Raw genomic sequence first — 22,220 nt, 5'->3', positions numbered from 1 at the left:
CACGCACCGGCGTGTCTCGGCAATAACTTCATGATCGACCGGAGCTGGGTGTGGGGTGGGCCACAGGCGGGGGTGGCGACGGGGTTGGTTACTGGCGAGTAGCATTCGAGGGAAACGTGCCCGTGTCGGCGACCCTTGTTCGGTCCGGCGTGCCGCTCGGCGCGAAGGCCGATCACGGTCGAATAGGAGGCTCAAGTGCCCCGTGAAGTTCGCGACGTCGTCTTCGTCGACGGCGTCCGTACCCCGTTCGGCAAGGCGGGTGGCATGTACGCCAACACCCGCGCCGACGACCTGGTGATCCGCTGCATCCGGGAACTGCTGCGTCGCAACCCGCAGCTGCCCCCGGAGCGGGTCGAGGAGGTCGCCATCGCGGCCACCACCCAGATCGGCGACCAGGGCCTCACCATCGGCCGCACCGCCGCCCTGCTGGCCGGGCTGCCCAAGACCGTTCCCGGTTTCGCCATCGACCGCATGTGCGCGGGGGCGATGACCGCGGTCACCACCGTGGCCAGCGGCATCGCCATGGGCGCGTACGACATCGCCATCGCCGGTGGCGTCGAGCACATGGGCCGCCACCCGATGGGTGAGGGCGTCGACCCCAACCCGCGCATCATCGCGGAGAAGCTGGTCGACCCGTCCGCGCTGGTGATGGGCTCCACCGCGGAGAACCTGCACGACCTGGTCCCGCACATCACCAAGGCACGCACCGACGCGTTCGCGCTCGCCTCGCAGCAGAAGACCGCCAAGGCGTACGCCAACGGCAAGCTCCAGGACGACCTGGTGCCGATGTCGATCCGCGACGCGGAGGGCGGCTGGGGCCTGGCCACTGTGGACGAGGCCCCACGGGACACCTCGCTGGAGAAGCTGGCCACCCTGAAGACCCCGTTCCGCCCGCACGGCAAGGTCACCGCGGGCAACGCGGCCGGCCTGAACGACGGCGCCACCGCGAGTCTGCTGGCCGACGAGGCCACCGCCCGCGAGCTGGGCCTGCCGGTCGCCATGCGGCTGGTGTCGTTCGGCTTCGTCGGAGTCGAGCCGGAGGTGATGGGCGTCGGCCCGATCCCGTCGACGGAGAAGGCGCTGCGCCTCGCCGGGCTCAGCATCGACGACATCGGCCTGTTCGAGCTGAACGAGGCGTTCGCCGTGCAGGTGCTCGCCTTCCTCGACCACTTCGGCATCGCCGACGACGACGCGCGGGTCAACCCGTGGGGCGGCGCGATCGCCATCGGTCACCCGCTGGCCTCCTCCGGCGTGCGGCTGATGACGCAGCTGGCCCGCCAGTTCGCCGAGCACCCCGAGGTCCGGTACGGCCTCACGGCGATGTGCATCGGCATCGGCATGGGCGGCACGGTCATCTGGGAGAACCCGCACTGGGAGGGTGGCAACAAGTGAAGGCACCGAACGAGGTCGTCACCCGGGCGCTGCTGCGTCAGGTGAACGTGCCGGGGCTGGACCGGCCCGCCGCCCTGATCACGCTGGACAACGGCTTCGACCACACCAAGCCGAACACCTTCGGCCCGGGTGGGCTGGCCAGCCTGGACGAGGCGATCACCGCCGCGCTCGCCGCCGACCCGGCGTTCATCGCGGTCACCGGCAAGCCGTACATCTTCTGCGTGGGCGCGGACATCGTCGGCCTGCCGCAGCTCGCCGACCGTGCGCAGGCGCTGGAGATCGGCCGGCTCGGCCACCGGGTCTTCGCCCGGCTCAAGGACAGCACCGTCCCCACCTTCGCGTTCGTCAACGGCGCGGCGATGGGCGGTGGCCTGGAGCTGGCGCTGCACTGCCACTACCGGACGCTCTCCGGCGGCGCGGCGGCCCTCGCGCTGCCCGAGGTCTCCCTCGGTCTGGTGCCCGGCTGGGGCGGCACCCAGCTGCTGCCGAACCTGATCGGCATCCCCGCCGCGACCCAGGTGATCATCCAGAACCCGCTGATGCAGAACAAGATGCTCAAGCCGAAGCAGGCGGCCGAGCTGGGCATCGCGGACATCCTGTTGGAGCCGGCGGACTTCCTGGAGCGGTCCCTGGAGTGGGCGGCCGGCGTGGTCCGGGGTCAGGTCACCGTGACCCGGCCCGAGGTCGACAAGGACATGTGGGCGGGCGTGCTCTACTTCGCCCGGGAGACGCTCAACCAGCGGCTGCACGGCGCCGTCCCGGCCGCGTACAAGGCGCTCGACCTGCTGGAGACGGCGAAGGACGGCGACTTCGCCGCCGGCACCGCCGCCGAGGACGAGGCGCTCGCGGACCTGGTCTTCTCCGAGGAGCTGCGTAGCGGCCTGTACGCGTTCGACCTGGTGCAGCGGCGGGCCAAGCGCCCGGCCGGCGCTCCGGACAAGGGCCTGGCTCGCACGATCACCAAGGTCGGCATCGTCGGCGCGGGTCTGATGGCCAGCCAGCTGGCGCTGCTGTTCGCCCGCCGCCTTCAGGTGCCGGTGGTGATGACCGACCTCGACCAGTCCCGGGTGAACAAGGGCGTCGGCTACGTGCACACCCAGATCGAGAAGGCCGTCACCAAGGGCCGGATGGACAAGGGCACCGCCGCCAAGCTGTACGGCCTGGTCAGCGGCACTGTCGACAAGAGCGCCTTCGCCGACGCGGACTTCGTCATCGAGGCGGTCTTCGAGGACCTGGGCGTCAAGAAGCAGGTCTGGGCCGAGTTGGAGAAGATCGTCTCCCCGGAGGCGGTGCTCGCCACCAACACCAGCTCGCTGTCGATCACCGAGATGGCCGCCGAGTTGGAGCACCCGGAGCGGGTGGTCGGCTTCCACTTCTTCAACCCGGTGGCGGTGCTGCCGCTGCTGGAGATCGTCCGGGGCGAGCGCACCGACGACGTCACCCTGGCCACCGCGTTCGCGGTGGGCAAGCAGCTCAAGAAGTCGAGCGTGCTGGTCAAGGACGCTCCGGCGTTCGTGGTGAACCGGCTGCTCACCCGCTTCCTGGGCACCGTCTTCGCCGCCGTCGACGCGGGCACTCCGCTGGACGTGGCGAACAGCGCACTGGACCCGCTGGGCCTGCCGATGCGTCCGCTCGCCCTGCTCCAGTTGGTCGGGCCGGCCGTCGCGTACCACGTGGGCGGCACCCTGCACGCCGCGTACCCGGACCGGTTCGAGGTCAGCGAGAACCTCAAGCGGATCGCCGACTCGGGCCAGCCGCTCGTGGTCGACGACCAGATCAACGAAGAGGTCGCCAAGCTGCTCGTGGTCGGTGACCAGCCGTTGACCGCCGAGCAGGTACGCCAGAACGCCCTCGACGCGCTCGCGCAGGAGATCCGGCTGATGCTGGACGAGGGTGTGGTCGCCGAGGCGCAGGACATCGACCTGTGCATGATCCTGGGCGCTGGCTGGCCGTTCCACCTGGGCGGCGTCACGCCGTACCTGGACCGGACCGGCACCTCCGAGCGGGTCACCGGCAAGCGGTTCCTGCCGCGTGGTGCGGCGAGCCTGCCGGCCTGACCGATCCCTGTACCACTGTCGCGGTGGTCGGACCGTCTCTCGTGGACGGACCGGCCACCGCGACTGTTTGTGATCAGTCGATCGCCAGCCGCGGGTTTCCGCGGGGACGACGGCGGGCGCCGCGCCGGGTTAGGATCACGCGTTTTGCACCCCCATCTTGGAGCTGACTGATGTCCCAGCCGCCGGCCAATCCCTACGGCTCGCCGCAGAATTTCCCCGACCCGTCGCAGCAGCCGGGCCAGCAGCCTGGCGGCTGGGCGCCGCCGCAGCAGCAGGGACACCCACAGCAGCCCGGTGGTTTCCCACCCGCGCAATCGGGCTTCCCGCCGGCGCAGCCTGGCTTCCCGCCCGCGCAGCCGGGTCAGCCGTACGGTGACCCGAACCTGGCCGGGGGCCCTCCCCCGGCGAAGAAGTCGAACGTCGGCAAGATCGTGCTGATCGTGTTGGCAGTGGTGCTGGTGCTCTGCGTCGGCGGGGTGGCGATCACCTGGCTCGTCGTCAAGGACGACGTGGGCGCCGTGGTGGACGCCAGCAAGACCCGGGTGGTCGCGCCGACCACCCTCGCCGGCCGGCCGAAGCTCACCAACCCGGAGCTCCTGACGGCCGCCGACCAGGCGGTCGCGGGGATGAAGACGGCGGCGGGGAACGAGACGAGCACGGTCGCCGCCTTCTACGGTGACCCGACCAAGCAGGACCTCGTCATGATCGCGGGCGTGTCCGGGCTGCTGTCGGATCCGAAGAAGGAGCTCGACGCCTATGTGGACGGCCTGTCCAAGCAGCTGACGGTGAACAAGATGACGGCTGTCGACGCCGGCCCACTGGGCGGTGAGGCGCGCTGCGGCGACGGCAAGGCCGACTCCGTGCCGCTGGGCATCTGCGTCTGGGCCGACCGGGGCAGCCTGGGCATGGTGGTGATGTACTTCAAGTCCGCCGACCAGGCGAAGGCCGAGTTCACCGCGATCCGAGGCCAGGTCGAGCAGCAGTCCTGATCCGTACGAGACCGGGGCCCCGGCCACCCTCGGGTGGCCGGGGCCCCTGCTGCTTTCCTGAAGCGTGCCGACCGGCTGCCGTCGGCACGGCAGCCACTCCCCGGGGCCGCCGATACTTTGCCCTTGCGCTAAGTGTCATCTCCAGCAACACTTAGCCGCATGGCACAGTATTCGGCGCAGCTCGACGGCGTGTTCGTCGCCCTCGCTGACCCGACCCGGCGCTGGGTCATCCGCCGCCTCGGCCACGGTCCGACGAGCGTCGGTGACCTCGCTCGCGAGTTTCCGATGACTCTTCCCTCGTTCATGAAGCACGTGCAGACGCTCGAGTCGAACGGACTGATCCACACGACCAAGTCCGGACGGGTGCGCACCTGCGTGCTCAACCGCGAGCGCCTCGCTGTCGTCGACGACTGGCTCGCGGAGCAGCGCCGGATCTGGGAAGAGCGCACGGATCGCCTGGAACGCCTCGTCACCGATGAGCAGGAGAACCAGCAATGAATCCCGACCTGGACCTGACAATGACGCGGGTCATCCGCGCACCTCTCGCCGCCGTGTGGAACGCCTGGACCGACCCGTCCCGCTTCGAGAAGTGGTGGATACCGGCGCCGGCCCTGTGCCGCGTCGATCGCTTGGACGTCCGGCCCGGTGGCGCACTCGTGACCCGACTGAGCGAGGACGGGGTGGAGTTCGTCCCGCACCTCGACGCGTGCTTCCTCGTCGTCGACGTTCTCGAACGGATCGTGTTCACCAACGTGATCGACAGCGCCTGGCGGCCCGCGCACCCAACCCCGGTCCCGATGACCGCGGAGATCACCATGAAGGATCATCCGGACGGCACGGACTACCGGATCATCGTCCGTCACGGTGATCCCGCCGCTCGTGACCTTCACGAGAAGATCGGCTTCGCGGACGGCTGGGGCTCGGTCACCGAACAACTCGCCGGGCTCGCCGAGAGCCAGGGGGCGCTGTGAAGATCGTCCTTACCGAGTTCGTCACTCTCGACGGCGTCAGCCAGGGGCCCGGCTCGCCGACCGAGGACACGAGCGACGACTTCACCCGGGGCGGCTGGCTCGTGCCCTACCTGGACGAGGTCTTCGTCCGCCGGACCTCTGACTGGTTGGGTCTCGCCGACGGTCTGCTGCTCGGACGGCGGACCTACGAGGCGTTCGCTCGCGACTGGCCGCAGATCACCGACCCGAACGATCCGTTCACCGAACGGATGAATTCATTACCGAAGTACGTAGTGACCAGCACCCTGACGGAGGGTGGTTGGCACCCGACGACGCTGCTCCGGGGCGACCCGATCCACACCGTCGGGGAGCTCAAGGCCCGGCCCGGACGGGAACTCCAGATCCACGGGAGCGCACGACTTGGCAAGGCTCTGTTGTCGGCCGGCCTCGTCGACACACTCCGACTCGTCGTCGCCCCCACCGTGGCCGGTTCCGGGCGTCGGCTGCTCGACCAGCCGAGCGCGTCCGTCGGCCTCCGACTGGTTCATCACGAAGCGACGGCGAAGGGTCTGCTTCTACTCGAGTACGAGCATGTCGGCACCGCCCCGGTGGCGGAGTACGAGGGCGCGGCGGCCTTCGTCCAGTCGCCCGCGCCACGGCACGGCCCGGCCACGGCCTGAATCTCGCGGTCAGGTCCCGCCCCCGGGGGCGTGGAACCGGGCACCGGCCACGCGAAGGTGGCCGGTGCCCGGTGCCGTACGTCGACGGTCAGGCCGGTTCGGCAACCGCTGCCGCCGCCCGCGCCGCTGCCGCGGCCGCCCGCTCGGCTGCGTTGCCGAGCACGCAGAACTCGTTGCCCTCCGGGTCGACGAGCACCACCCAGCCACCGCCGGTCGGGCCGACGTGGTCGGCGACGAACGTCGCGCCGATGCCGAGCAGTCGCTCGACCTCCTCGGCCCGGGTCCGGTCAGCGGGTTGCAGGTCCAGGTGCAGCCGGTTCTTCACCGTCTTGCCCTCGGGCACCGCGATGAACAGCACCTCCGGGCCACCCGGCGGCAGGAGCATCGCCTCCGGGTCGCCGGGGAAGTCGTCGGGCTGCCGTGGGCAGTCGAAGACCTGCGCCCAGAAGCCGGCGAGGGCGTACGTGTCGTGACAGTCGATGCTGATGTTGTGGATCGTCGAACTCATGCTTGGTCCTCCACAGTGGTGTCGACCCGCTCCCCGGCGCTGCGGACGACGCAGAACTCGTTCCCCTCCGGGTCGGCGAGAACCGCCCAGCCCGTCCCGTCGGCGCGCCGCCGGTCGACGACCATGGTGGCCCCGAGGCCGAGCACCCGCTCGACTTCCTCGTCGCGGGTCCGGTCGACCGGTTCCAGGCAGATGTGAACCCGGTTCTTGGTCACCTTGTCCTCGGGCACGGCTTGGAAGAACATGTTCGGCGTGGCACCGTCCGGCGGCAGCAGGGCAGCTTCCGGGTCACCCGGAACGTCCTCCGGGAGCCGGGCGTAGCCGAGCACCGCCGACCAGAAGCCGGCCAGGGTGTACGTGTCGTGGCAGTCGAAACTGATGTTGCGGATCCGTGGATACACGGGTGGTCTCTCCATCTTCGGATGGGGACGCTCCGCCGCCGGGGGTCAGCCTGCGAGGACCCGGGGTGCGGAGCCTTGACTGATGGACATCGACGCACCCCCCTTCACTCCGAGCTGACCCGGCGATCTTGCCATCGGCCGAGCGGGGCGCGCAACCCCGATCAGCCGGCGGCGGACACCGTTCCGGGCACGGCCGGGGCGTCCGACGACGGCAGGGTGACCGTCACCTCCAGGCCACCGCCGGGCTGCGCGACCACCCGCACGGTGCCGCCGTGCGCGGCGCAGACCGCCCGGACGATGGACAGCCCCAGGCCGGAGCCACGCGCTCCGGTGCGTTCCCGGCCACCACGACGGAACGGCTCGAACAGCCCCGGCACGTCGGCCTGGTCCACCTCGAAACCGGTGTTCCCCACCACCAGCCAGGACCGGTCACCGTCGGTGCCGGTACGCACCCAGAGCCGACCGTGCAGATGGTTGTAGCGGACCGCGTTCTCGATCAGGTTTCCGGCCAGCCGGTCGAGCAGCCCCGGGTCACCGACGACCGGCGCGGACTCCAGCGACGTCTGCACCCGCAGGCCGATCCGTTCCACCTCGCGGCGCATCGCCGACAGGGCGTTGGCGGTGCCCGCGGCGAGGTCACACTCGGTACGCCGGCCCAGCTGCCGCCCGGCCTGCGCCTCGCTGCGGGCCAGCACCAGCAGCGCGTCCACCAGACCGTTGGCCCGCTCGGAGGCGTCGCGGACCACCGTCGCCATCCGGCGGTACTCGGCGGTGTCCGCGTCGTCGTCGCTGAGCGTCACGTCGATCTCCGTCCGCATCACGGCGAGCGGGGTACGCAGCTCGTGCGAGGCATTCGCCACGAAACGCTTCTGGGCCTCGAAGGCGGACGCGATCCGGTCCAGCATGGCGTCGAACGTCTTGGCCAACTCGGCCACCTCGTCGTCGGCGCCCGAGTAACCGATCCGCTGGTCCAGGGTCGCCTCACCGAGCCGCTGGGCGGTCGCCGTGACCTGGTGCAGTGGGCGCAGCGCCCGACCGGCAACCGCGTACGCGCCGGCCACCCCGACCACGCTGATCGCCAGCAGCGCGACCAGGCCCTTGGCCAGCAGCTCCCCGGAGGCGGCGTCGACCAACTGCCGCTGCCACTCGGCGGCGTCCATCTGCCGGCCGTCGGAGAGCAGCACGATCGTGCCGGGCACCAACTCGTCGGTGGGACGCAACGCGTCGCGGACCAGCAGCCAGGCCAGCAACACCAGGATCGCTCCGGCCCCGATCAGCAGCACTCCGTTGAGCACTGTCAGCCGCAGCCGCAGGGTGGGTCGCAACCGGCGGCTCACGCGCCTACCTCAGCGGTGCGGTAGCCCGCCCCGACCACCGTCTCGATCATCGGCGGGTCACCGAGCTTCTTGCGCAGCGTCATCACTGTGACCCGGACGATGGTGGTGAACGGGTCGGTGTTCGCGTCCCAGACCCGTTCCAGCAGCTCCTCACTGGAGACCACCGCGCCACGCGCCTTGAGCAGCTCGCAGAGCACCCCGAACTCCTTGTTGGTGAGGTCCACCGGCACCCCGGCGCGGGTGGCCACCCGGCGGGCCGGGTCGAGCACCAGGTCGGCCAGTTCGAGCACCGGAGGCGCGGCCGGGGTGGCCCGCCGGCCCAGCGCCTGCACCCGGGCGACCAGTTCGTCGAAGGCGAACGGTTTGGGCAGGTAGTCGTCCGCGCCGAGCTGCAACCCCTCCACCCGGTCGGCGACAGTGCCGCTGGCGGTGAGCATCAGCACCCGGGTCAACGCGCCGGAGGCCGCCAGGTCGGCGCAGATCTGGTCACCGTGCACGCCCGGCAGGTCGCGGTCCAGCACCACCACGTCGTACCGGGTGACGAACGCCGCCTCGTGGCCGGCGTCGCCGTCGTACGCCACGTCGACCGCCATCCCCCGTTTGCGCAACCCGCGTGCGATCGCGTCGGCGAGATTGCGCTCGTCCTCGACCACCAGTACCCGCATCCCGGCCTCCTCGCTGCTGACCACCGACAACCTAGTGCCGGCCGGCAACCATCGTCCCTCGCCGTCCGCGCCGGCCGGCGTTGCGGGCCACCGCGGCGTACGCGATGCTGGCCGCGGCACCGAACGACGGACGGACTGGCATGACCACTGCGGCACCACCCACCCGACGGGACATCGCCTACCGGGGTTTCCACCTGCCGGCCGACACGACCAGCGGCAGCGGCGACGGCCTGCTCGCCAGCGGTCGAGGGCTCGTCCTCGACGGCGTCGCCGAACGGGGCACCTGGACGTCGCCGCCGGTACCTGTCGGCTTCGCCGTCGCCGAGGTGGTGCCGTCCTGGACGGCCGACACCCCGGACGGCTGCTGGATCGAGGTCGACCTGCGCGGTTGGCACGACGACGCGCCCAGCACCGACTGGTACCGGCTGGCCCGCTGGGCCGCCGGCGACCACACGGTACGGCGCACCTCGCTGCCCGGACAGCGCGACAGTGCCGCCCGGGTCGACACCGACACCCTGATCGTGACCGGAGCGACGGTCACCGGTTGGCAGGCGCGGGTGACCTTGTGCCGGTCCGCCGGCAGTCCGACCGGCCCGGTGCTGCGCAGCATCGGCGCGGTCGCCACCAGTCCCACGACGGCCGACCAGGGGTACACGGGGGAACCCGTCCCGTCCGCTGCCTGGGGTCGGGTGCTGGACGTGCCCCGCTACTCGCAGCGGCTGCACGCCGGCCAGTACCCGCAGTGGGGCGGTGGCGGGGACTCCTGGTGCAGCCCCACCTGCACCTCGATGGTGCTCGCCTACTGGGGCGCCGAGCCGACGCCGGACCGCTACGCCTGGGTGGAGCCGTCCGGCCCGCGTCCGGTGGTGGTGCACGCCGCCCGGCACTGCTACGACCACGCGTACGCCGGGGCCGGCAACTGGCCGTTCAACACCGCGTACGCCGGTCTGCACGGGGTGGACGCGTTCGTCACCCGACTGCGGTCGCTGGTCGAGGCGGAGGCGTTCGTCGCCGCCGGCATCCCCCTGATCGTCTCCGCCGCGTTCCGGGCCGACGAGGTGCCGGGGCTCGGGTACGACACCGGAGGACACCTGATGGTGCTGGTCGGCTTCACCGCCGACGGCGACCCGGTGCTCAACGATCCGTACGCCCCGGACGACGACGCGGTCCGTCGCACCGTGCCCCGGCAGGGGTTCGAGGCGGTCTGGCAACGCGGCAGCGGTGGGGTGGCGTACGTGCTGCGACCCGCGTCGGTGCCGCTGCCCCCGCCGCCCACCCAGGCGAACTGGTGATCAGTCGGTCAGTTTCCAGAGCTGGTACGAGCCGGTCGTGGTGGCGATGCACACCAGGTAGCCGGTGATCGCCTGACACCCCCCGGTGACATCGGGCAGCACGTCCACTATGTGCACCTTTCCGGCGGCGATGTCCAGCTCGCCGACGAGCACCCCTCCGTCGGGATGCCGGCGTATGCCGACCAGCCGGCCGCCGACGCCGAGTTGGTACAGCTCCCACCGGCCCAGGTCGGCCAGTTGCTGGCCGGTCAGCGCATCGAGCACGACGTACTGCTCCGACGGACCGACACCGCTGAGGTTGGCCAACAGCCGGCCGTCGGTCGGCCAGGCCCAACCCCACTGGCTGCTGTGCCAGCGCACCTCGCCGGTTGCCGGGTCGAGCGCCTGCAGTTCGTTGTTGCCGGTGCGCAGACACAGGACGGGGCCACAGTCCAGCGCGAAGTCGATGTGCACCCTGGCGCGGGTCCAGCGGGGCTTGAGCTGGTCCAGCTCGTACGCAGTGACAGTGCCCGAGCCTCTGTCGATGGACAGCAGCAGGTCCTTGGTCAGGTCCAGTCCGATCCGACCGCCGTCGGGTGGGCGCAGGTCGGCGCGGGCCAGCACCGCACCGGTGATCGCGTCGCGAACCTCGACCGGCCCGTCCAACTGGTTGAGCACCACCCGGTCCACCCCGAGCCCGGTGTCCCGCACCCTCATGTCGGGGCTGAGGCCGGAGAGCTCCCAGCGCACGGTGCCGCAGCACGGATCCACAGCGCGCAGACCGGACGGTACGGTCTCGCCGCCGCTGCGCAGCAGCAGGTTGCCGTCGGTCAGCTTGGAGACGGTGCCCGGCTGCTGCCACCGGTACGCCCCGGTCGCCCGGTCCAGTGCGACGGTGAGCGTCTCCCGACCCTCCGGGCCGATCTCGTACCCGGTGGCCAGCAGCATCCCGGCCAGCGGAATCATCCCCCAGTACCGGGCCTCCGCCGGCAGCGGCGCCTGCCAGACCGGCTCGGCGCCGGGCAGCCGGTACGCGGCCAGCCGCGCCTGCCGCGTTTCGGTGCTGGCCGGCTCCATGACCAGGAGGAGGTCACCATCGATCATGACGTCGGACCCGGGTCGGCCCGGCAGCGTCACCGGGGCCGGCCGGGGCGATGCGACGGCGGAGGCGGCGAGCGTGACCAGCGCGAGCACCACGACCAGCGCGCAGCGCAGCCGGCGACCGTGAGCGCGAGGTGGGCGGGGCATCGAATCCGGGTCCGGCTCGTCCCGCAGCTCGCCGAGGTCGATCACCGAGTCGGTCACCGCGTCAACCTCCACAGAGCGGTCGTGCCGTCGAGGCGCTGGCAGAGCAGGACCGGCAGGGACGCCTGGCAACTGCCCGCGATGCCCGGCAGCACGTCGACGATCCGCGTTCGGCCGGCCACCAGGTCCAGTTCGGCGACGACCATCCGACCGTCGTCACCCCGCCGCACACCGACCAGCGGATCGTCCGGCCGCAGCACCGGCATCAGACTCCACGCGCCCAGTTCGGTCCGCATCTGCCCGGTGGCCGCGTCGCGCACCGCGTACCCCTGGCCGGGCCTGGCCATCAGTAGCCGACCGTACCGGACGTCGGCCAGGACGTCCTGGCCCGGTTCCGACCACCGCACCGAGCCGGTGGCCGGGTCGAGCACCTGGACGCCGCCGGTCTGCGGTACCGCGCAGAGCAGACCGCCGCATTCGAGCACATGCGACACCAGCGTCACCTCCGCCGTCCACCGTGGCTCCAACTCGGCCAGCCCGAAGCTCACCAGCCGGGTGCTGCCCGGCGGAACGAGCAGCAGCAGGTCGTCGACGATATGCACCCGCTGGTACGCCGACCGGCCACCGGGCAGGGTGTCGATGCTGCGCAGCAGCTGGCCGGTGCCGGCGTCGTGCACCTGCACCTCGCCGGTCGGTTGCAGGAGCACGAACCGGTCGACCTGCCCCTCGGGAGTGAGGTGGTAGGTGGGGCTGGCGGCCGGCGGGATCGGCACCGACCAGAGCACCAGGCCGGTGTCGGGCTCAACCCCGCTCATCGCGCCCGACCCGTCCTCCCGGCCATTGGTCACCAGCAGGCCACCGCCGGGCGTCGGCTGGGGACCACCGGGATGCTGCCAGCGTTGCCGGCCCGTCGCGGTGTCGAAGGCAGTGGTCTGGAACAGCCGGTTGGGGGCGTTGACCGCCAACGCCAGCACCAGGCCCCGTTCGACCCGGACGTCGAGGTAGTTACCGGTGCGGGCCAGCGGCGCCTGCCACCGCCGCCGCACCCCGGCGCCGGTCGGTGCCGGCTGGGCGTACGCGGTCAGGTACCGGTCCCCGTCGGGTGTCGGCGGATCGACAACGTAGACGCCGTCCCCGGCCAGGTACGCGGTGGCCGTCCGCGTCGCCGGCACCACGCTCACCGTTCGCTGCGTTGGTGGCGCGGCACCGGCCAGCACCACCAGGCTGAGCAACAGCACAGTCGCGCTGCGCAGCGGGCGACCGGCGGCGTGCGGGCGGCGGACCGGGGATGCCGACGCGGGCTCGTCCCGGATCTCGCCCAGCTCGATGATCGACAAGGACCGTCCTTCCGTCACCAGGTAAGGCTGGCCGACGGGTGACCCGCCCGGCAAACCGACCGTCAGCGCACCGGCCCGGCAAAAGTGACGGAACCCCGCCTGTACGATGGCGCGTCGTGGCTGTGCCGGTGGTAGACCCTTCGCTGAATCCCGTTACCGACGCCGACCCGGCCGAGGCCGAGTCGACACGGCGGCCTCGACGCCGTCCGGCCCGAGCCGACCTGTTGGCCCTCGGAGCCTATGTGCTGCTGGGCGTCTTCGTCTGCCTCAACTACTGGGGTGACGTCAACGGCCGGGTCTCCTCGCACCTGCCCACCGATCACAGTTGGTTCGAGTGGCTGTTCGCGCACGGCGAGTACTCGGTGCGGCACCTGGAGAACCCGCTGTTCACGGCCCGTCAGAACGCCCCGGACGGGGTGAACATGATGGCCAACACCTCGCTGCTCGGGGTGACCCTGCCGCTGGCTCCGCTGACCATGCTGCTCGGCCCCCAGGTGATGTACGCGCTCTACCTGGGCGCGGCGCTGGCGGCCACCGCCGGCACCGGGTACTGGATGCTCTCCCGCCACCTGGTGCGCTCCCGAGCGGCGGCGTTCGTCGGCGGCGCGTTCCTCGGCTTCGCGCCGGGAATCATCCACCACGCCAACGGCCAACCGAACTTCGTTTCCAACTTCCTGCTCCCGCTGATCGTGGTGCGGGTGCTGACCCTGGGTGAGCCGGGCCGGTGGCGCCGCAACGGGCTCGTGCTCGGTGCGCTGGTGGCGTACCAGATCTTCATCAACGAGGAGATGCTGCTGCTCACCGCGCTGGCCTGCCTGGTCATCGTGCTGGCGTACGCGGTGCAGCGGCCGCGGGCCACCCGGGCCACCGCCGGCACGTTCCTGGCCGGGCTCGGGGTCGCCGGCGGGCTGGCCCTGGTGCTCACCGCGTACCCGATCTGGTTCCAGTTCAACGGCCCGCAGTCCTACCGGGGCCTGCAGGGCGGCGTGTTCCACAACTGGGGCGAGGACCTGGTCGCCTTCGTCACCTTCGCCCGCGACACCTGGGCCGGTGACCCGGCCGTGGAGAAGACGATCGGTCTGACCGAGCAGAACACCTGGTTCGGTTGGCCGCTGGTGCTGCTCTCGGTGGTGGCTCTGGTGCTGCTCGTACGCCGCTCGCTGGCCGCCCGGATCGCCGCGGTGCTCATCGTGGTGTTCAGCATCGCCGCGATCGGGCCGTGGGTGCGCTTCAACGGTGTGGAGACCGGTGTGCGCGGCCCGTGGTCGTACGTGTCGGACGACCTGCCGCTGGTCGAGATGATGATGCCGACCCGGTTGACGCTGGTGGTCGCCGCCGCGGTGGGCGTACTGCTCGCGTTGACCTGGGACGCCGCGCACCGCCAGGGGCGCCCGGTGGCCGACCGGCCGCGGGTGCCGGCCCAGCGCGCCGCCGAAGGGGCCCCGGCTGTGTCCGCCGAGCCCGCCAAGCCCGCCGAGCCGGTCGCGTCGCGCCGTCGGTGGCTGCGCCCGGTGGGGTACGCGGCGGTCGCCCTCGCCGTGCTGCCGCTCTTCCCCCGCCCGCTGCCCGCCCAGCAGATCGACCCACCGCCGCACTTCATCACCGCGGGCGGCTGGCGGCCGTACGTGCCGGCGGGTCGAACCCTGGTGCCGGTACCGATCCCGAGCAACGTGCACGGTCTGCCGACGCTGCGGTGGAGTGCCCTGACCGGGCAGGAGTTCCCCGTTCCGGGCGGCTACTTCATCGGCCCGAACGAGCTGGGTGAGGGGGTCTTCGGTGCGCCGAACCGACCGACCAGCTCCCTCATCTACTCCACCATGGACAGCGGCACGGTTCCGGAGCTGACCGACGAGAACCGCCGCCAGGCCGTCGAGGACCTGCGGTTCTGGCGGGCGTCGGTGGTGGTGCTCGGGGCGCACCCCCGCGAGGCGGTGCTCCGTGAGCTGGTCACCGCCCTGCTGGGGCCACCGCAGCGGGTCGACGACGTCTGGGTGTGGGACGTGCGCGCCCTGGTGGGTTAGCCGAGGACCGCGCCATCGGTCGGCTCAGCCGACGTGGTCCCGGACGTCCCACAACCATCCGCCGTCAACCGGTCGGCCCGGGCCGAGCAGGTCGTCGACGGTTCGGCGGACCGAATCACCGTGCTCCAGGTGCCCGAGTACGACCACCGCGGCACGCCAGTGCCGCAGGTCCTCGACGGCCTGGCGGCGGTCGGCGTCGCTGAGCACCGGCACCGCGCCGGTCTCGGCCACCTGCCGCAGCAGCACCGACGTGGGCCGGTCCGGCGCGCCCCAGCGGGCCGCCGGGTCGTCCGGACCGCTGGGGCCGATGAAGTAACCGCCCGGCGCGGCGAACGCCAGACCGGTACGGGCGGACCAGAGCATCACCGGGCTGCGCCCGGCACCGGTGACCGGGGGCACCGCCACCACCGTCCGACCGGGCGGCACCAGCGGACGCCAGCCACCGGCGGCGAGAAACGCCGGCACCGGCGCGACGGGCACCACGCGGATCGGCGTCGGAATCAGGGGCAGCAACGCGGCGGCGACCGCGCCGGCCCACAGCAGCCGCACCGGTAGGCCCGGCGCCACGTTCGGTCCGCGCGCGGCCCGAACACGGTCCAGGGACAGGGCCACCAGCACACCCAGCACCGGTACGCAGACCAGCGCGAACCGGGCCGGCACCGCGAGATCGAGCAGCGGCAGCCCGCCGACCAGCCGGTACGGCCCCGGAATGCCGGTGGCCTCACCGTCCACCCGCAGTTCGTCGCCGAGCGAGAGCAGGGCGAAGACCACGCCGCAGGCGGCCAGTGCCCGGACCAGCGGTCGTCGCCACTGCCAGATCACGATCACCACGGCGAGCACCAGCAGCCCCGGGCCGAAGAACGAATTCTCCTCGGTCGGATTCGGCGAGAGCAACCCCGGTAGCCAGTCGTCACCCAGCACGGTCTGCCGGGCCGACGCGGTGAACGAGGCGACGTCCAGTTGGAAGCCCTTCGTGGCGAACGCCATCCCGGAGTAGTGCTGCGGGCCGTGGAACTGGAACCACAGCGGGTACGCCAACGGCACCGCCGCCACGCCGGCCGCCACCGCGAGTCGACCGAAGAGGGCCGGCGCCAGCCGCCGTGCGGCCACCCGGTCGGCGAGCGCGTAACCCAGCGCGAAGACGCCGGCCGCGAGCACCAGGAAGACCAGCACCTCCTCGCCGATGAAGACCTGCCAGACGAGCAGCAGCCCCAGGCCGACGCCCGGCCGCCACACGCCGTGTCGCGTCGTCTCCGCGGCCGGCCGGAACACCAGGGCGAGGATCGCGGGCACCAGGAACTGGGCGGCGATGTGCAGGTGGGCGCCGGCCTGAGCGATCATGCCCGGGGCGAAACCACAGATCAGCCCACCCACCGCGGCCGGGGCCCGGGTGCCGACCAGCCGGCGGCGCAGCAGCACGTACCAGGCGGCAGCGGTCCCGGCGAGGCAGCAGACGACCGCCACGCAGAACGCCACCTGCGAGCCGAAGAGCACTGTGACCGGGGTGAGCGGGACGCCCAGGCCGAGCACCGAGGTGTTCGCCATCAGGTTGACCCCGTCGGGCGCGTTCAACCCGGTGCTGAAGAGCGGGTTCTCCCCCTCGACCACGGCATGCGCCGCGTGGGCCAGCATCCACTCGAAGAGGATCTGGTCACCCGCCTGGTGGAACAGCCGCCACGGGTGACCCCACTGCCCACTGGTCACCAGCACGGCGAGGCCCAGATAGCCGGCCACCACCAGCGCGTCCCGCAGCCAGGCCGAGCGGGACGCGCCGACCGTCGCCGGGGGCGAGATGTTCGGGGACGTCGTCCCGGCGGTCATCAGACCGAACGGTCGGTGAGCGTTCGGACGTCCCAGACCCAGACATCCAACTCCTGGCGGCCCGGGCCGACCAGCTCCTCGACCGTACGTCGCAGTGGTTCGGCGTTCTGCTGCCGCACCGGCAGCACCAGGATCGCCGCCCGCCAGTGTCGCAGCTCGTCGGTGAAGCGCCGACGCTGCCGGTCGTCCAGCTTGGGCGTACGGCCGGTGGTCGCCACCTCCTCCAGCATCTGACCCACCCCGCTGGGACGACCGCCGAACCGGCCCGCGTCACCGGTGTTGCCGTTGCGGGGCGCGAGGAAGTAACCGCCGGGGATCTTGAAGTCGAGGTTGGTGGCCGCCGCCCAGCGCATGCCGTGCGTGTTGCCCATGCTGGGCACCGGAATCGGCACCAGCGTCTGGTCCGGCCCGACGTACGCCCGCCACCGGTCCGCCGTGATGAAGTCCGGCACCGGCGGCCGGGAGACCATCCGCAGCGGCATCGGAGCGATCGGCAGAAGCGCGAAGGCCAGGCCCGCGGCGGTCAGCACCCGGACGGTACGGCGGTCGGCCGGGCGTAGCGCCCAGGCCCGCTCGACGGCGAGCGCCAGCAGCAGACCGATCACCACGCTGGTGATGAGCCCGAACCGGGTCGGCACCACCGCGTCCAGCAGCGGCAGGTGGACCAACCACTGCCACGGCCCGGTGATCAGCTCGCGGTCCCACCAGGAGACCCGCTCGCCGAGGGAGAGCACGGCGAAGAACACGCCGGTCACCGCGAGCGCCCGAACGATCAACTCCCGGCGCAGCCAGACCACGATGCCGATGGCCAGCATCGACAGGCTCCAGCCGAAGAAGGCGTTCTCCTCGGAGTAGTTGGGCGCCAGGTTGATGTTGGCCCGCTGGTTGCCGCCGAGGGTGGGCGAGCCGGGGGCGAAGAAGGCGGCGATGTCGTTGCCGTAGTCCTTCACCGCGTCGCTGAGCCCGTGGTAGGCCATCGGCCCGGCGAACTGCACGTAGAGCGGGTACGCCAGCAGCGCCCCGGCCAGCAGCGCGCAGGTCACCACACCGACGCCCAGGGGTCGCCACGCCGCCCGCCACCGGGCCGGCTCCTGGGCCAGCACCGCCAGCAGGAAGACGCCGCAGGCCAGCGCCGTGAAGAGCAGGATCTCCTCGTTGATGAACGCCTGCGCGGTGACCAGCAGGGCGAGCAGGGCCCCGTCCCGAACCGGTTTTCCGGAGCGGGTGAGCACCAGCACCCGCCACACGATGAACGGCAGCAGGAACTGGCTGATGATGTTCGGGTGCCAACTGGCGTGCGAGAGCATCGCGGGCGAGAACCCGCAGAACCAGCCACCGACCGCCGCCGCGAGCGCGGTACGCACCAGGTGGCGCGAGAGCATCAGGTACCAGGCCATGGCGGTGCCGGCGAGACCGAGCGTGACCAGCACCACGAAGGAGACCGCCGGCCCGAAGAGCAGCGTCACCGGGACCATCGGGATGCCCAGCGCCAACACGGCCGTGTTGGCCATCAGGTTGACGCCGTCCGGGTAGTTGAACTGCTCGGTGTAGAACGGGTACTCGCCGTGCAGCACCACGCGTACCGAGTGGGCGAGGAAGAACTGCACCTGCGCCGGGTCACCGGTGTAGAGCGAGGCCACCCGACCCGACGGGTCCAGCCAGATCCGGCTGGTCACCCAGAGTGCGGCGAGCAGGAACAGCCCGCCCACCGCCAGGTGCTGCCGACGCCGAGTCCACCGACGCCACCGCGTCCGCGTCGGCACCGCGCTCTCGGCCGGCGTTTCGGACCCGGCGGGCGCTACGGGGTTGGCCGGCGTTTCGGACTCCGCCGGCGTTTCGGACTCCGCCGGCGCTGTGGGCTCGGCCGGCGCTACGGGGTTGGCTGGCGCTGTGGTGGGGGCTGCCAATGCGGGCGGGCCGGCGAAGAGGCCGGCCGGTGTGCGGTAGCTCACCAGCTCGGCGGAGTCGGCTGCCGCCTCCGGGTGCGGCGCGGGCAGGGCGCGGGACTCGGCAGGCGTCACAGTCGGCGGAGTCTACCGGAGCAACCAAAACGCCCTAAACCCCCGGTGCTGTCCATTGTGGTGGTTCGGATGCCGGCCAACTGAGGCGCCGCATCGGACATCTCGTACTATGGCGCTTTCCCACAGCGACGGCGAGGCGATCGGGGGCGGGCCAGGTGACTCCAGGCCGTCGGTACGGCAGGGCGCTTCCCGTCCTGCTGAGCGCGCTGCTGGCCAGCACGGCCTGCGGTCCGGTAGCCGAACGGAAGCCGCAGGACCTCCGGGTCGGGTACGACAGCCTGGACGGCACCCTCGCGGTGTGGCCGCCCCGCGGCGACCTCTCCGGGGACGCCGCGGCGACGGCGGCGGTCACCGCGGCGGTCCGGGGCTGGCGGTCGCCGGCCGACGACCGCGCGCACCTGCCCTCGTCCGGCATCCTCTTCTCCGGTCGGGTCGACGGCGCCCCGGTGGCGCTGGTGGCCGCCGACGTGCCCGGCGAAAGCGCGTCCTGGCTGCTGCAACTGACTCGCGAGGGCGACCGGTACGCGGTGACCCGCGCCACCGAGTACACCGATCCGGGTTACCTCGTCTACTCGGACGTGCTGCCGGTGCAGACGGCCGGCGGTCGGCGCTACCTGGTCTCGGCCCGGGTGCAACGCCTCCTCGGGCCACAGGACCGGACGTTGACCATCGCGGACGGTCTCAGCGCACCTGTCGACGTGCCGTCCTGCACGGCCGTCGGCGTGACCGCGACCCTGCGAACCACGGAGTCGCTCCCCCGTGGACGGGCCGCCGACCGGCTGCTCGACCTCGGCACCGGCACCGTCGACCCGCGCTACCCGTTGGTCCGCGACGAGTCCGGCACGGGCCGGCGGGCACTCACCGGCCTGGACACCTGCGTGCTGTCCGGCGATCGGGGCCCCTTCGGCAGCATCCCGCGCCGGATCGGGGACCGGGACGCCCCACGCTCGGTGCCGACGTCCTGGCCGATGGCGAAGCTCACCGTGCGCTCGCTCGGCGAAGTCGCCCTCGGCGGCGGCGAGCCGGCCGAGTTGCAGCAGCTCAGCTGGGACACCGACGCCGGCGCGATGACGGCGGTGATCTATCGACCGGCCGACGGGAGCGCGCCCGTCGTCTCACCCGCCGACCGGGCCACCCCGTTGCAGGCGTACCAACTACCGGTGCCCGGTCAGCCGCTGGTGGTGCTGAGCTGGCGGGCCACCCGGGACAGCTCCCTGTCCGTTCCGCCGGGCACTCCCCTGCTGGTCGAGCGCCCCGGCCTGGTGGTCATCCCCACCCCGTCCCGCTCCCAGACCTACAGCCTCGCCAACACCGACAAAACCCACTACCGCTCAATCTCCCCCCGCTAGCCCCACCCCACCCCACCCGCGGCCCGCCCACCCCGCCCGCGCGATCTTGCACTTTCTGTTCCGACAAACCGGCACTCAAGGCGCATCACGGCAACCGAAAGTGCAAGATCGGCGGAGACGGGCGGGGCAGGGGCGAAGCGAGGCAGGGGCGGGGCGACGGGATTGGGGATGGACACACGACGGCGGGCGTCCCGAGGGACGCCCGCCGTTGTTCGTTCTCGTCAGTTCTGTGCGGCCGCGTCGCTGGGGGTGAGGCGGTCCGGGGTGGCGTCCAGGCCGGAGATCCAACCGGTGACGTTGCGGGCCACGTCCTGAGCGGTCAGACCCAGGTCGGCGAGGATCTGCGCGCGGGTGCCGTGCGGGTGCCAGTCGGCCGGCACACCCAGATCCTTGAGCGGCACCCGGACGTCGGCGTCGCGCATCGCCTGGGCCAGCGCGTCGCCCACCCCGCCGACCCGGACGCCGTCCTCGACGCTGACCACGAGCCGGTGGCGGGCGGCCAGGTCGACCAGCTCCGCCGGGACCGGACGCACCCAGCGGGGGTCGACGACGGTGACCCCGTAGCCCTGCTCGGCGACCCGGGCGGCCACCTCCATGCCCAGCTGGCCGAAGGAGCCGACGGCGACGAGCAGCACGTCGGTACGGGCGGACTCGGCCAGCACGTCGACCGGGCCGACCCGGCGCAGCGCCGGTAGGTCCGCGGCGACCGCCCCGGTCGGGAACCGCACCACGGTCGGGCCGTTGTCGACGGCCATCGCCTCGCGCAGCTCCTCGCGCAGGGTGGCGGCGTCGCGGGGAGCGGCGATCCGCAGCCCCGGCACCACCCCGAAGACCGACATGTCCCAGATGCCGTAGTGGCTGGGCCCGTCCGGGCCGGTGATGCCCGCCCGATCCAGCACGAAGGTCACCGGCAGCTTGTGCATCGCCACGTCCAGCAGGACCTGGTCGAAGGCGCGGTTGAGGAAGGTGGCGTAGACCGCGACCACCGGGTGCAGACCACCGAGCGCCAACCCGGCCGCCGAGGTGGCCGCGTGCTGCTCGGCGATGCCCACGTCGTAGACCCGCTCGGGGTACTTGCGGGCGAGCTTGGCGATGCCGGTCGGCTCGGCCATGGCGGCGGTGATGCCCACCACGTCCGGGCGCTCGTCGGCGATGGCCAGCAGCTCGTCGGCGAAGACGTGCGTCCACTTCACCGACGGGGCGGCCAGCAGCGCGCCGGTCTCCACGTCGAAGGCGCTGCCGGGGCCGTGCAGGCAGTCCGCCTCGTCCTCCTCGGCGGGACGGTAGCCGTAGCCCTTGCGGGTGACCGCGTGCACGATGACCGGGCCGCCGAAGTTCTTGGCCGCGCGCAGCGCCGCCTCGACCGCGCCCACGTCGTGCCCGTCCACCGGGCCCACGTACTTGATGCCCAGGTCCTCGAACATGGCCTGTGGGGCGACCGCGTCCTTGATGCCCTTCTTGACCGCGTGCAGCACCTCGTACATCGGCTTGCCGACCAGCGGCGTGGAGCCGAGGGCGTCCTTGACCGTGTCGAGGACCTTCTCGTAGCCGGGGTTGAGCCGCAGCGAGGAGAGGTGGTCGGCAAGCCCGCCGATGGTCGGCGAGTAGGACCGGCCGTTGTCGTTGACCACGATCACGAGGGAGTTGCCGGCGGTGGCGATGTTGTTCAGCGCCTCCCAGCACATGCCGCCGGTCAGCGCGCCGTCGCCGACCACGGCCACCACGCTGCGTGCCTCACCCCGCAGGGCGTACGCCTTGGCGAGGCCATCGGCGTAGGACAGCGCGGTGGAAGCGTGCGAGTTCTCGATGAGGTCGTGCTCGCTCTCCGCCTGGCTGGGGTAGCCGGAGAGGCCACCGCGCTGGCGGAGCTTGTCGAAGCCGGCCTGACGCCCGGTAAGGATCTTGTGTACGTACGCCTGGTGGCCGGTGTCGAACAGGAGCCGGTCCCGGGGGGAGTCGAAGACGCGATGCATGGCGAGCGTCAGCTCGACCACACCGAGGTTGGGCCCGACGTGCCCGCCGGTACGGGAGACCTTGGTGATCAGGAAGTCCCGGATCTCGGCGGCGAGGACGTCCAGTTCCTCGCCGGACATCCGCTTGACGTCCTGCGGACCGCGAACCGTCCCCAGCAGCCGGCCGTGGTTGGCCGTGTCCTCTTCAACACTCATGACCGGAG

The 22,220-nt window shown here is 71.8% G+C and carries 18 protein-coding genes; 9 read left to right on the top strand and 9 right to left on the bottom strand.

The window, feature by feature from the left end; translation table 11 throughout:
• Window positions 1-195: 195 nt before the first annotated feature.
• The 6 genes from GA0070561_RS14215 (at window position 196) to GA0070561_RS14190 (ending at window position 6,068) form a co-directional block, all read left to right on the top strand.
• Window positions 196-1,392, top strand: a complete 1,197-nt coding sequence (locus tag GA0070561_RS14215) for a thiolase family protein (protein WP_091400648.1) — start codon at window positions 196-198, stop codon at window positions 1,390-1,392.
• Window positions 1,389-3,449 carry a 3-hydroxyacyl-CoA dehydrogenase NAD-binding domain-containing protein gene (locus tag GA0070561_RS14210; protein ID WP_091400646.1) on the top strand — a complete coding sequence of 687 codons (2,061 nt, stop codon included), beginning with the start codon at window positions 1,389-1,391 and terminating at the stop codon, window positions 3,447-3,449. Before GA0070561_RS14215 ends, GA0070561_RS14210 begins: the two co-directional genes overlap by 4 nt.
• Before the next feature lie 170 nt (window positions 3,450-3,619).
• The gene (locus GA0070561_RS14205) at window positions 3,620-4,438 is read left to right on the top strand and encodes a hypothetical protein (protein ID WP_091400643.1); all 819 of its coding nucleotides are present in this window, start codon (window positions 3,620-3,622) and stop codon (window positions 4,436-4,438) included.
• Window positions 4,439-4,597: 159 nt separating this feature from the next.
• Window positions 4,598-4,936 (top strand): ArsR/SmtB family transcription factor, encoded by a 339-nt coding sequence (locus GA0070561_RS14200; RefSeq protein WP_091400640.1) that lies wholly within the window; start codon window positions 4,598-4,600, stop codon window positions 4,934-4,936.
• A complete protein-coding gene (locus tag GA0070561_RS14195) occupies window positions 4,933-5,409 on the top strand; it encodes an SRPBCC domain-containing protein (protein WP_091400637.1) in 477 nt (158 codons plus the stop codon). The genes GA0070561_RS14200 and GA0070561_RS14195 overlap by 4 nt, the downstream gene beginning before the upstream one ends.
• Window positions 5,406-6,068, top strand: a complete 663-nt coding sequence (locus tag GA0070561_RS14190; RefSeq protein WP_091400635.1) for a dihydrofolate reductase family protein — start codon at window positions 5,406-5,408, stop codon at window positions 6,066-6,068. The genes GA0070561_RS14195 and GA0070561_RS14190 overlap by 4 nt, the downstream gene beginning before the upstream one ends.
• Before the next feature lie 88 nt (window positions 6,069-6,156).
• On the opposite strand, the gene GA0070561_RS14185 is transcribed toward GA0070561_RS14190, so the two are convergent.
• The 4 genes from GA0070561_RS14185 to GA0070561_RS14170 all read right to left on the bottom strand — a co-directional run bounded on the left by GA0070561_RS14185 (window position 6,157) and on the right by GA0070561_RS14170 (window position 8,979).
• Window positions 6,157-6,576: a VOC family protein gene (locus GA0070561_RS14185; protein ID WP_091400633.1), complete on the bottom strand. Its 420-nt coding sequence runs from the start codon at window positions 6,574-6,576 to the stop codon at window positions 6,157-6,159.
• Complete coding sequence (locus GA0070561_RS33590) at window positions 6,573-6,992, bottom strand: VOC family protein (protein WP_208603766.1); 420 nt, start codon at window positions 6,990-6,992, stop codon at window positions 6,573-6,575. Before GA0070561_RS33590 ends, GA0070561_RS14185 begins: the two co-directional genes overlap by 4 nt.
• Before the next feature lie 146 nt (window positions 6,993-7,138).
• A complete protein-coding gene (locus GA0070561_RS14175) occupies window positions 7,139-8,314 on the bottom strand; it encodes a sensor histidine kinase (RefSeq protein WP_091400628.1) in 1,176 nt (391 codons plus the stop codon).
• Window positions 8,311-8,979 carry a response regulator transcription factor gene (locus GA0070561_RS14170; protein ID WP_091402081.1) on the bottom strand — a complete coding sequence of 223 codons (669 nt, stop codon included), beginning with the start codon at window positions 8,977-8,979 and terminating at the stop codon, window positions 8,311-8,313. The genes GA0070561_RS14175 and GA0070561_RS14170 overlap by 4 nt, the downstream gene beginning before the upstream one ends.
• A gap of 140 nt (window positions 8,980-9,119) precedes the next feature.
• Between GA0070561_RS14170 and GA0070561_RS14165 the strand changes: the two genes are divergently transcribed.
• On the top strand, window positions 9,120-10,271 hold the full coding sequence (locus GA0070561_RS14165; protein ID WP_244166225.1) for a peptidase C39 family protein: 1,152 nt from the start codon (window positions 9,120-9,122) through the stop codon (window positions 10,269-10,271).
• On the opposite strand, the gene GA0070561_RS14160 is transcribed toward GA0070561_RS14165, so the two are convergent.
• Window positions 10,272-11,555, bottom strand: a complete 1,284-nt coding sequence (locus tag GA0070561_RS14160; RefSeq protein ID WP_091400626.1) for an outer membrane protein assembly factor BamB family protein — start codon at window positions 11,553-11,555, stop codon at window positions 10,272-10,274.
• On the bottom strand, window positions 11,552-12,832 hold the full coding sequence (locus tag GA0070561_RS14155; RefSeq protein WP_167362410.1) for an outer membrane protein assembly factor BamB family protein: 1,281 nt from the start codon (window positions 12,830-12,832) through the stop codon (window positions 11,552-11,554). Before GA0070561_RS14155 ends, GA0070561_RS14160 begins: the two co-directional genes overlap by 4 nt.
• A gap of 128 nt (window positions 12,833-12,960) precedes the next feature.
• On the opposite strand from GA0070561_RS14155, the gene GA0070561_RS14150 reads away from it, so the two are divergent.
• Window positions 12,961-14,853 carry a DUF6311 domain-containing protein gene (locus GA0070561_RS14150; protein ID WP_208603789.1) on the top strand — a complete coding sequence of 631 codons (1,893 nt, stop codon included), beginning with the start codon at window positions 12,961-12,963 and terminating at the stop codon, window positions 14,851-14,853.
• Window positions 14,854-14,877: 24 nt separating this feature from the next.
• Here the strand turns inward: GA0070561_RS14150 and GA0070561_RS14145 are convergent, their stop codons facing one another.
• Both GA0070561_RS14145 and GA0070561_RS14140 read right to left on the bottom strand, forming a co-directional pair.
• Window positions 14,878-16,674, bottom strand: a complete 1,797-nt coding sequence (locus GA0070561_RS14145; RefSeq protein ID WP_244166224.1) for a DUF6311 domain-containing protein — start codon at window positions 16,672-16,674, stop codon at window positions 14,878-14,880.
• Window positions 16,674-18,581: a DUF6311 domain-containing protein gene (locus GA0070561_RS14140; protein ID WP_425255901.1), complete on the bottom strand. Its 1,908-nt coding sequence runs from the start codon at window positions 18,579-18,581 to the stop codon at window positions 16,674-16,676. The genes GA0070561_RS14145 and GA0070561_RS14140 overlap by 1 nt, the downstream gene beginning before the upstream one ends.
• 269 nt (window positions 18,582-18,850) lie before the next feature.
• Between GA0070561_RS14140 and GA0070561_RS14135 the strand changes: the two genes are divergently transcribed.
• Window positions 18,851-20,044 (top strand): hypothetical protein, encoded by a 1,194-nt coding sequence (locus tag GA0070561_RS14135; protein WP_091400617.1) that lies wholly within the window; start codon window positions 18,851-18,853, stop codon window positions 20,042-20,044.
• 221 nt (window positions 20,045-20,265) lie between these two features.
• Here the strand turns inward: GA0070561_RS14135 and dxs are convergent, their stop codons facing one another.
• Entirely contained in the window at window positions 20,266-22,212 is a 1,947-nt protein-coding gene (gene dxs, locus GA0070561_RS14130; RefSeq protein WP_091400615.1) for a 1-deoxy-D-xylulose-5-phosphate synthase, read from the bottom strand.
• Window positions 22,213-22,220: the final 8 nt, after the last annotated feature.

It is taken from the genome of Micromonospora saelicesensis (assembly GCF_900091575.1).
Lineage (GTDB): Bacteria > Actinomycetota > Actinomycetes > Mycobacteriales > Micromonosporaceae > Micromonospora > Micromonospora saelicesensis.
Note: the sequence above shows the minus strand (reverse complement) of the source record. Positions and strands in the feature narration are given on the sequence as shown.

What these genes read in the sequence shown, in the direction of transcription:
- GA0070561_RS14205 (WP_091400643.1), top strand. Translation starts at nt 3,620, where the DNA reads ATGTCCCAGCCGCCGGCCAATCCCTACGGCTCGCCGCAGAATTTCCCC.
- GA0070561_RS14200 (WP_091400640.1), top strand. Translation starts at nt 4,598, where the DNA reads ATGGCACAGTATTCGGCGCAGCTCGACGGCGTGTTCGTCGCCCTCGCT.
- GA0070561_RS14195 (WP_091400637.1), top strand. Translation starts at nt 4,933, where the DNA reads ATGAATCCCGACCTGGACCTGACAATGACGCGGGTCATCCGCGCACCT.
- GA0070561_RS14185 (WP_091400633.1), bottom strand. Translation starts at nt 6,576, where the DNA reads ATGAGTTCGACGATCCACAACATCAGCATCGACTGTCACGACACGTAC.
- GA0070561_RS33590 (WP_208603766.1), bottom strand. Translation starts at nt 6,992, where the DNA reads ATGGAGAGACCACCCGTGTATCCACGGATCCGCAACATCAGTTTCGAC.
- GA0070561_RS14170 (WP_091402081.1), bottom strand. Translation starts at nt 8,979, where the DNA reads ATGCGGGTACTGGTGGTCGAGGACGAGCGCAATCTCGCCGACGCGATC.
- GA0070561_RS14165 (WP_244166225.1), top strand. Translation starts at nt 9,120, where the DNA reads ATGACCACTGCGGCACCACCCACCCGACGGGACATCGCCTACCGGGGT.
- GA0070561_RS14145 (WP_244166224.1), bottom strand. Translation starts at nt 16,674, where the DNA reads ATGACCGCCGGGACGACGTCCCCGAACATCTCGCCCCCGGCGACGGTC.
- dxs (WP_091400615.1), bottom strand. Translation starts at nt 22,212, where the DNA reads ATGAGTGTTGAAGAGGACACGGCCAACCACGGCCGGCTGCTGGGGACG.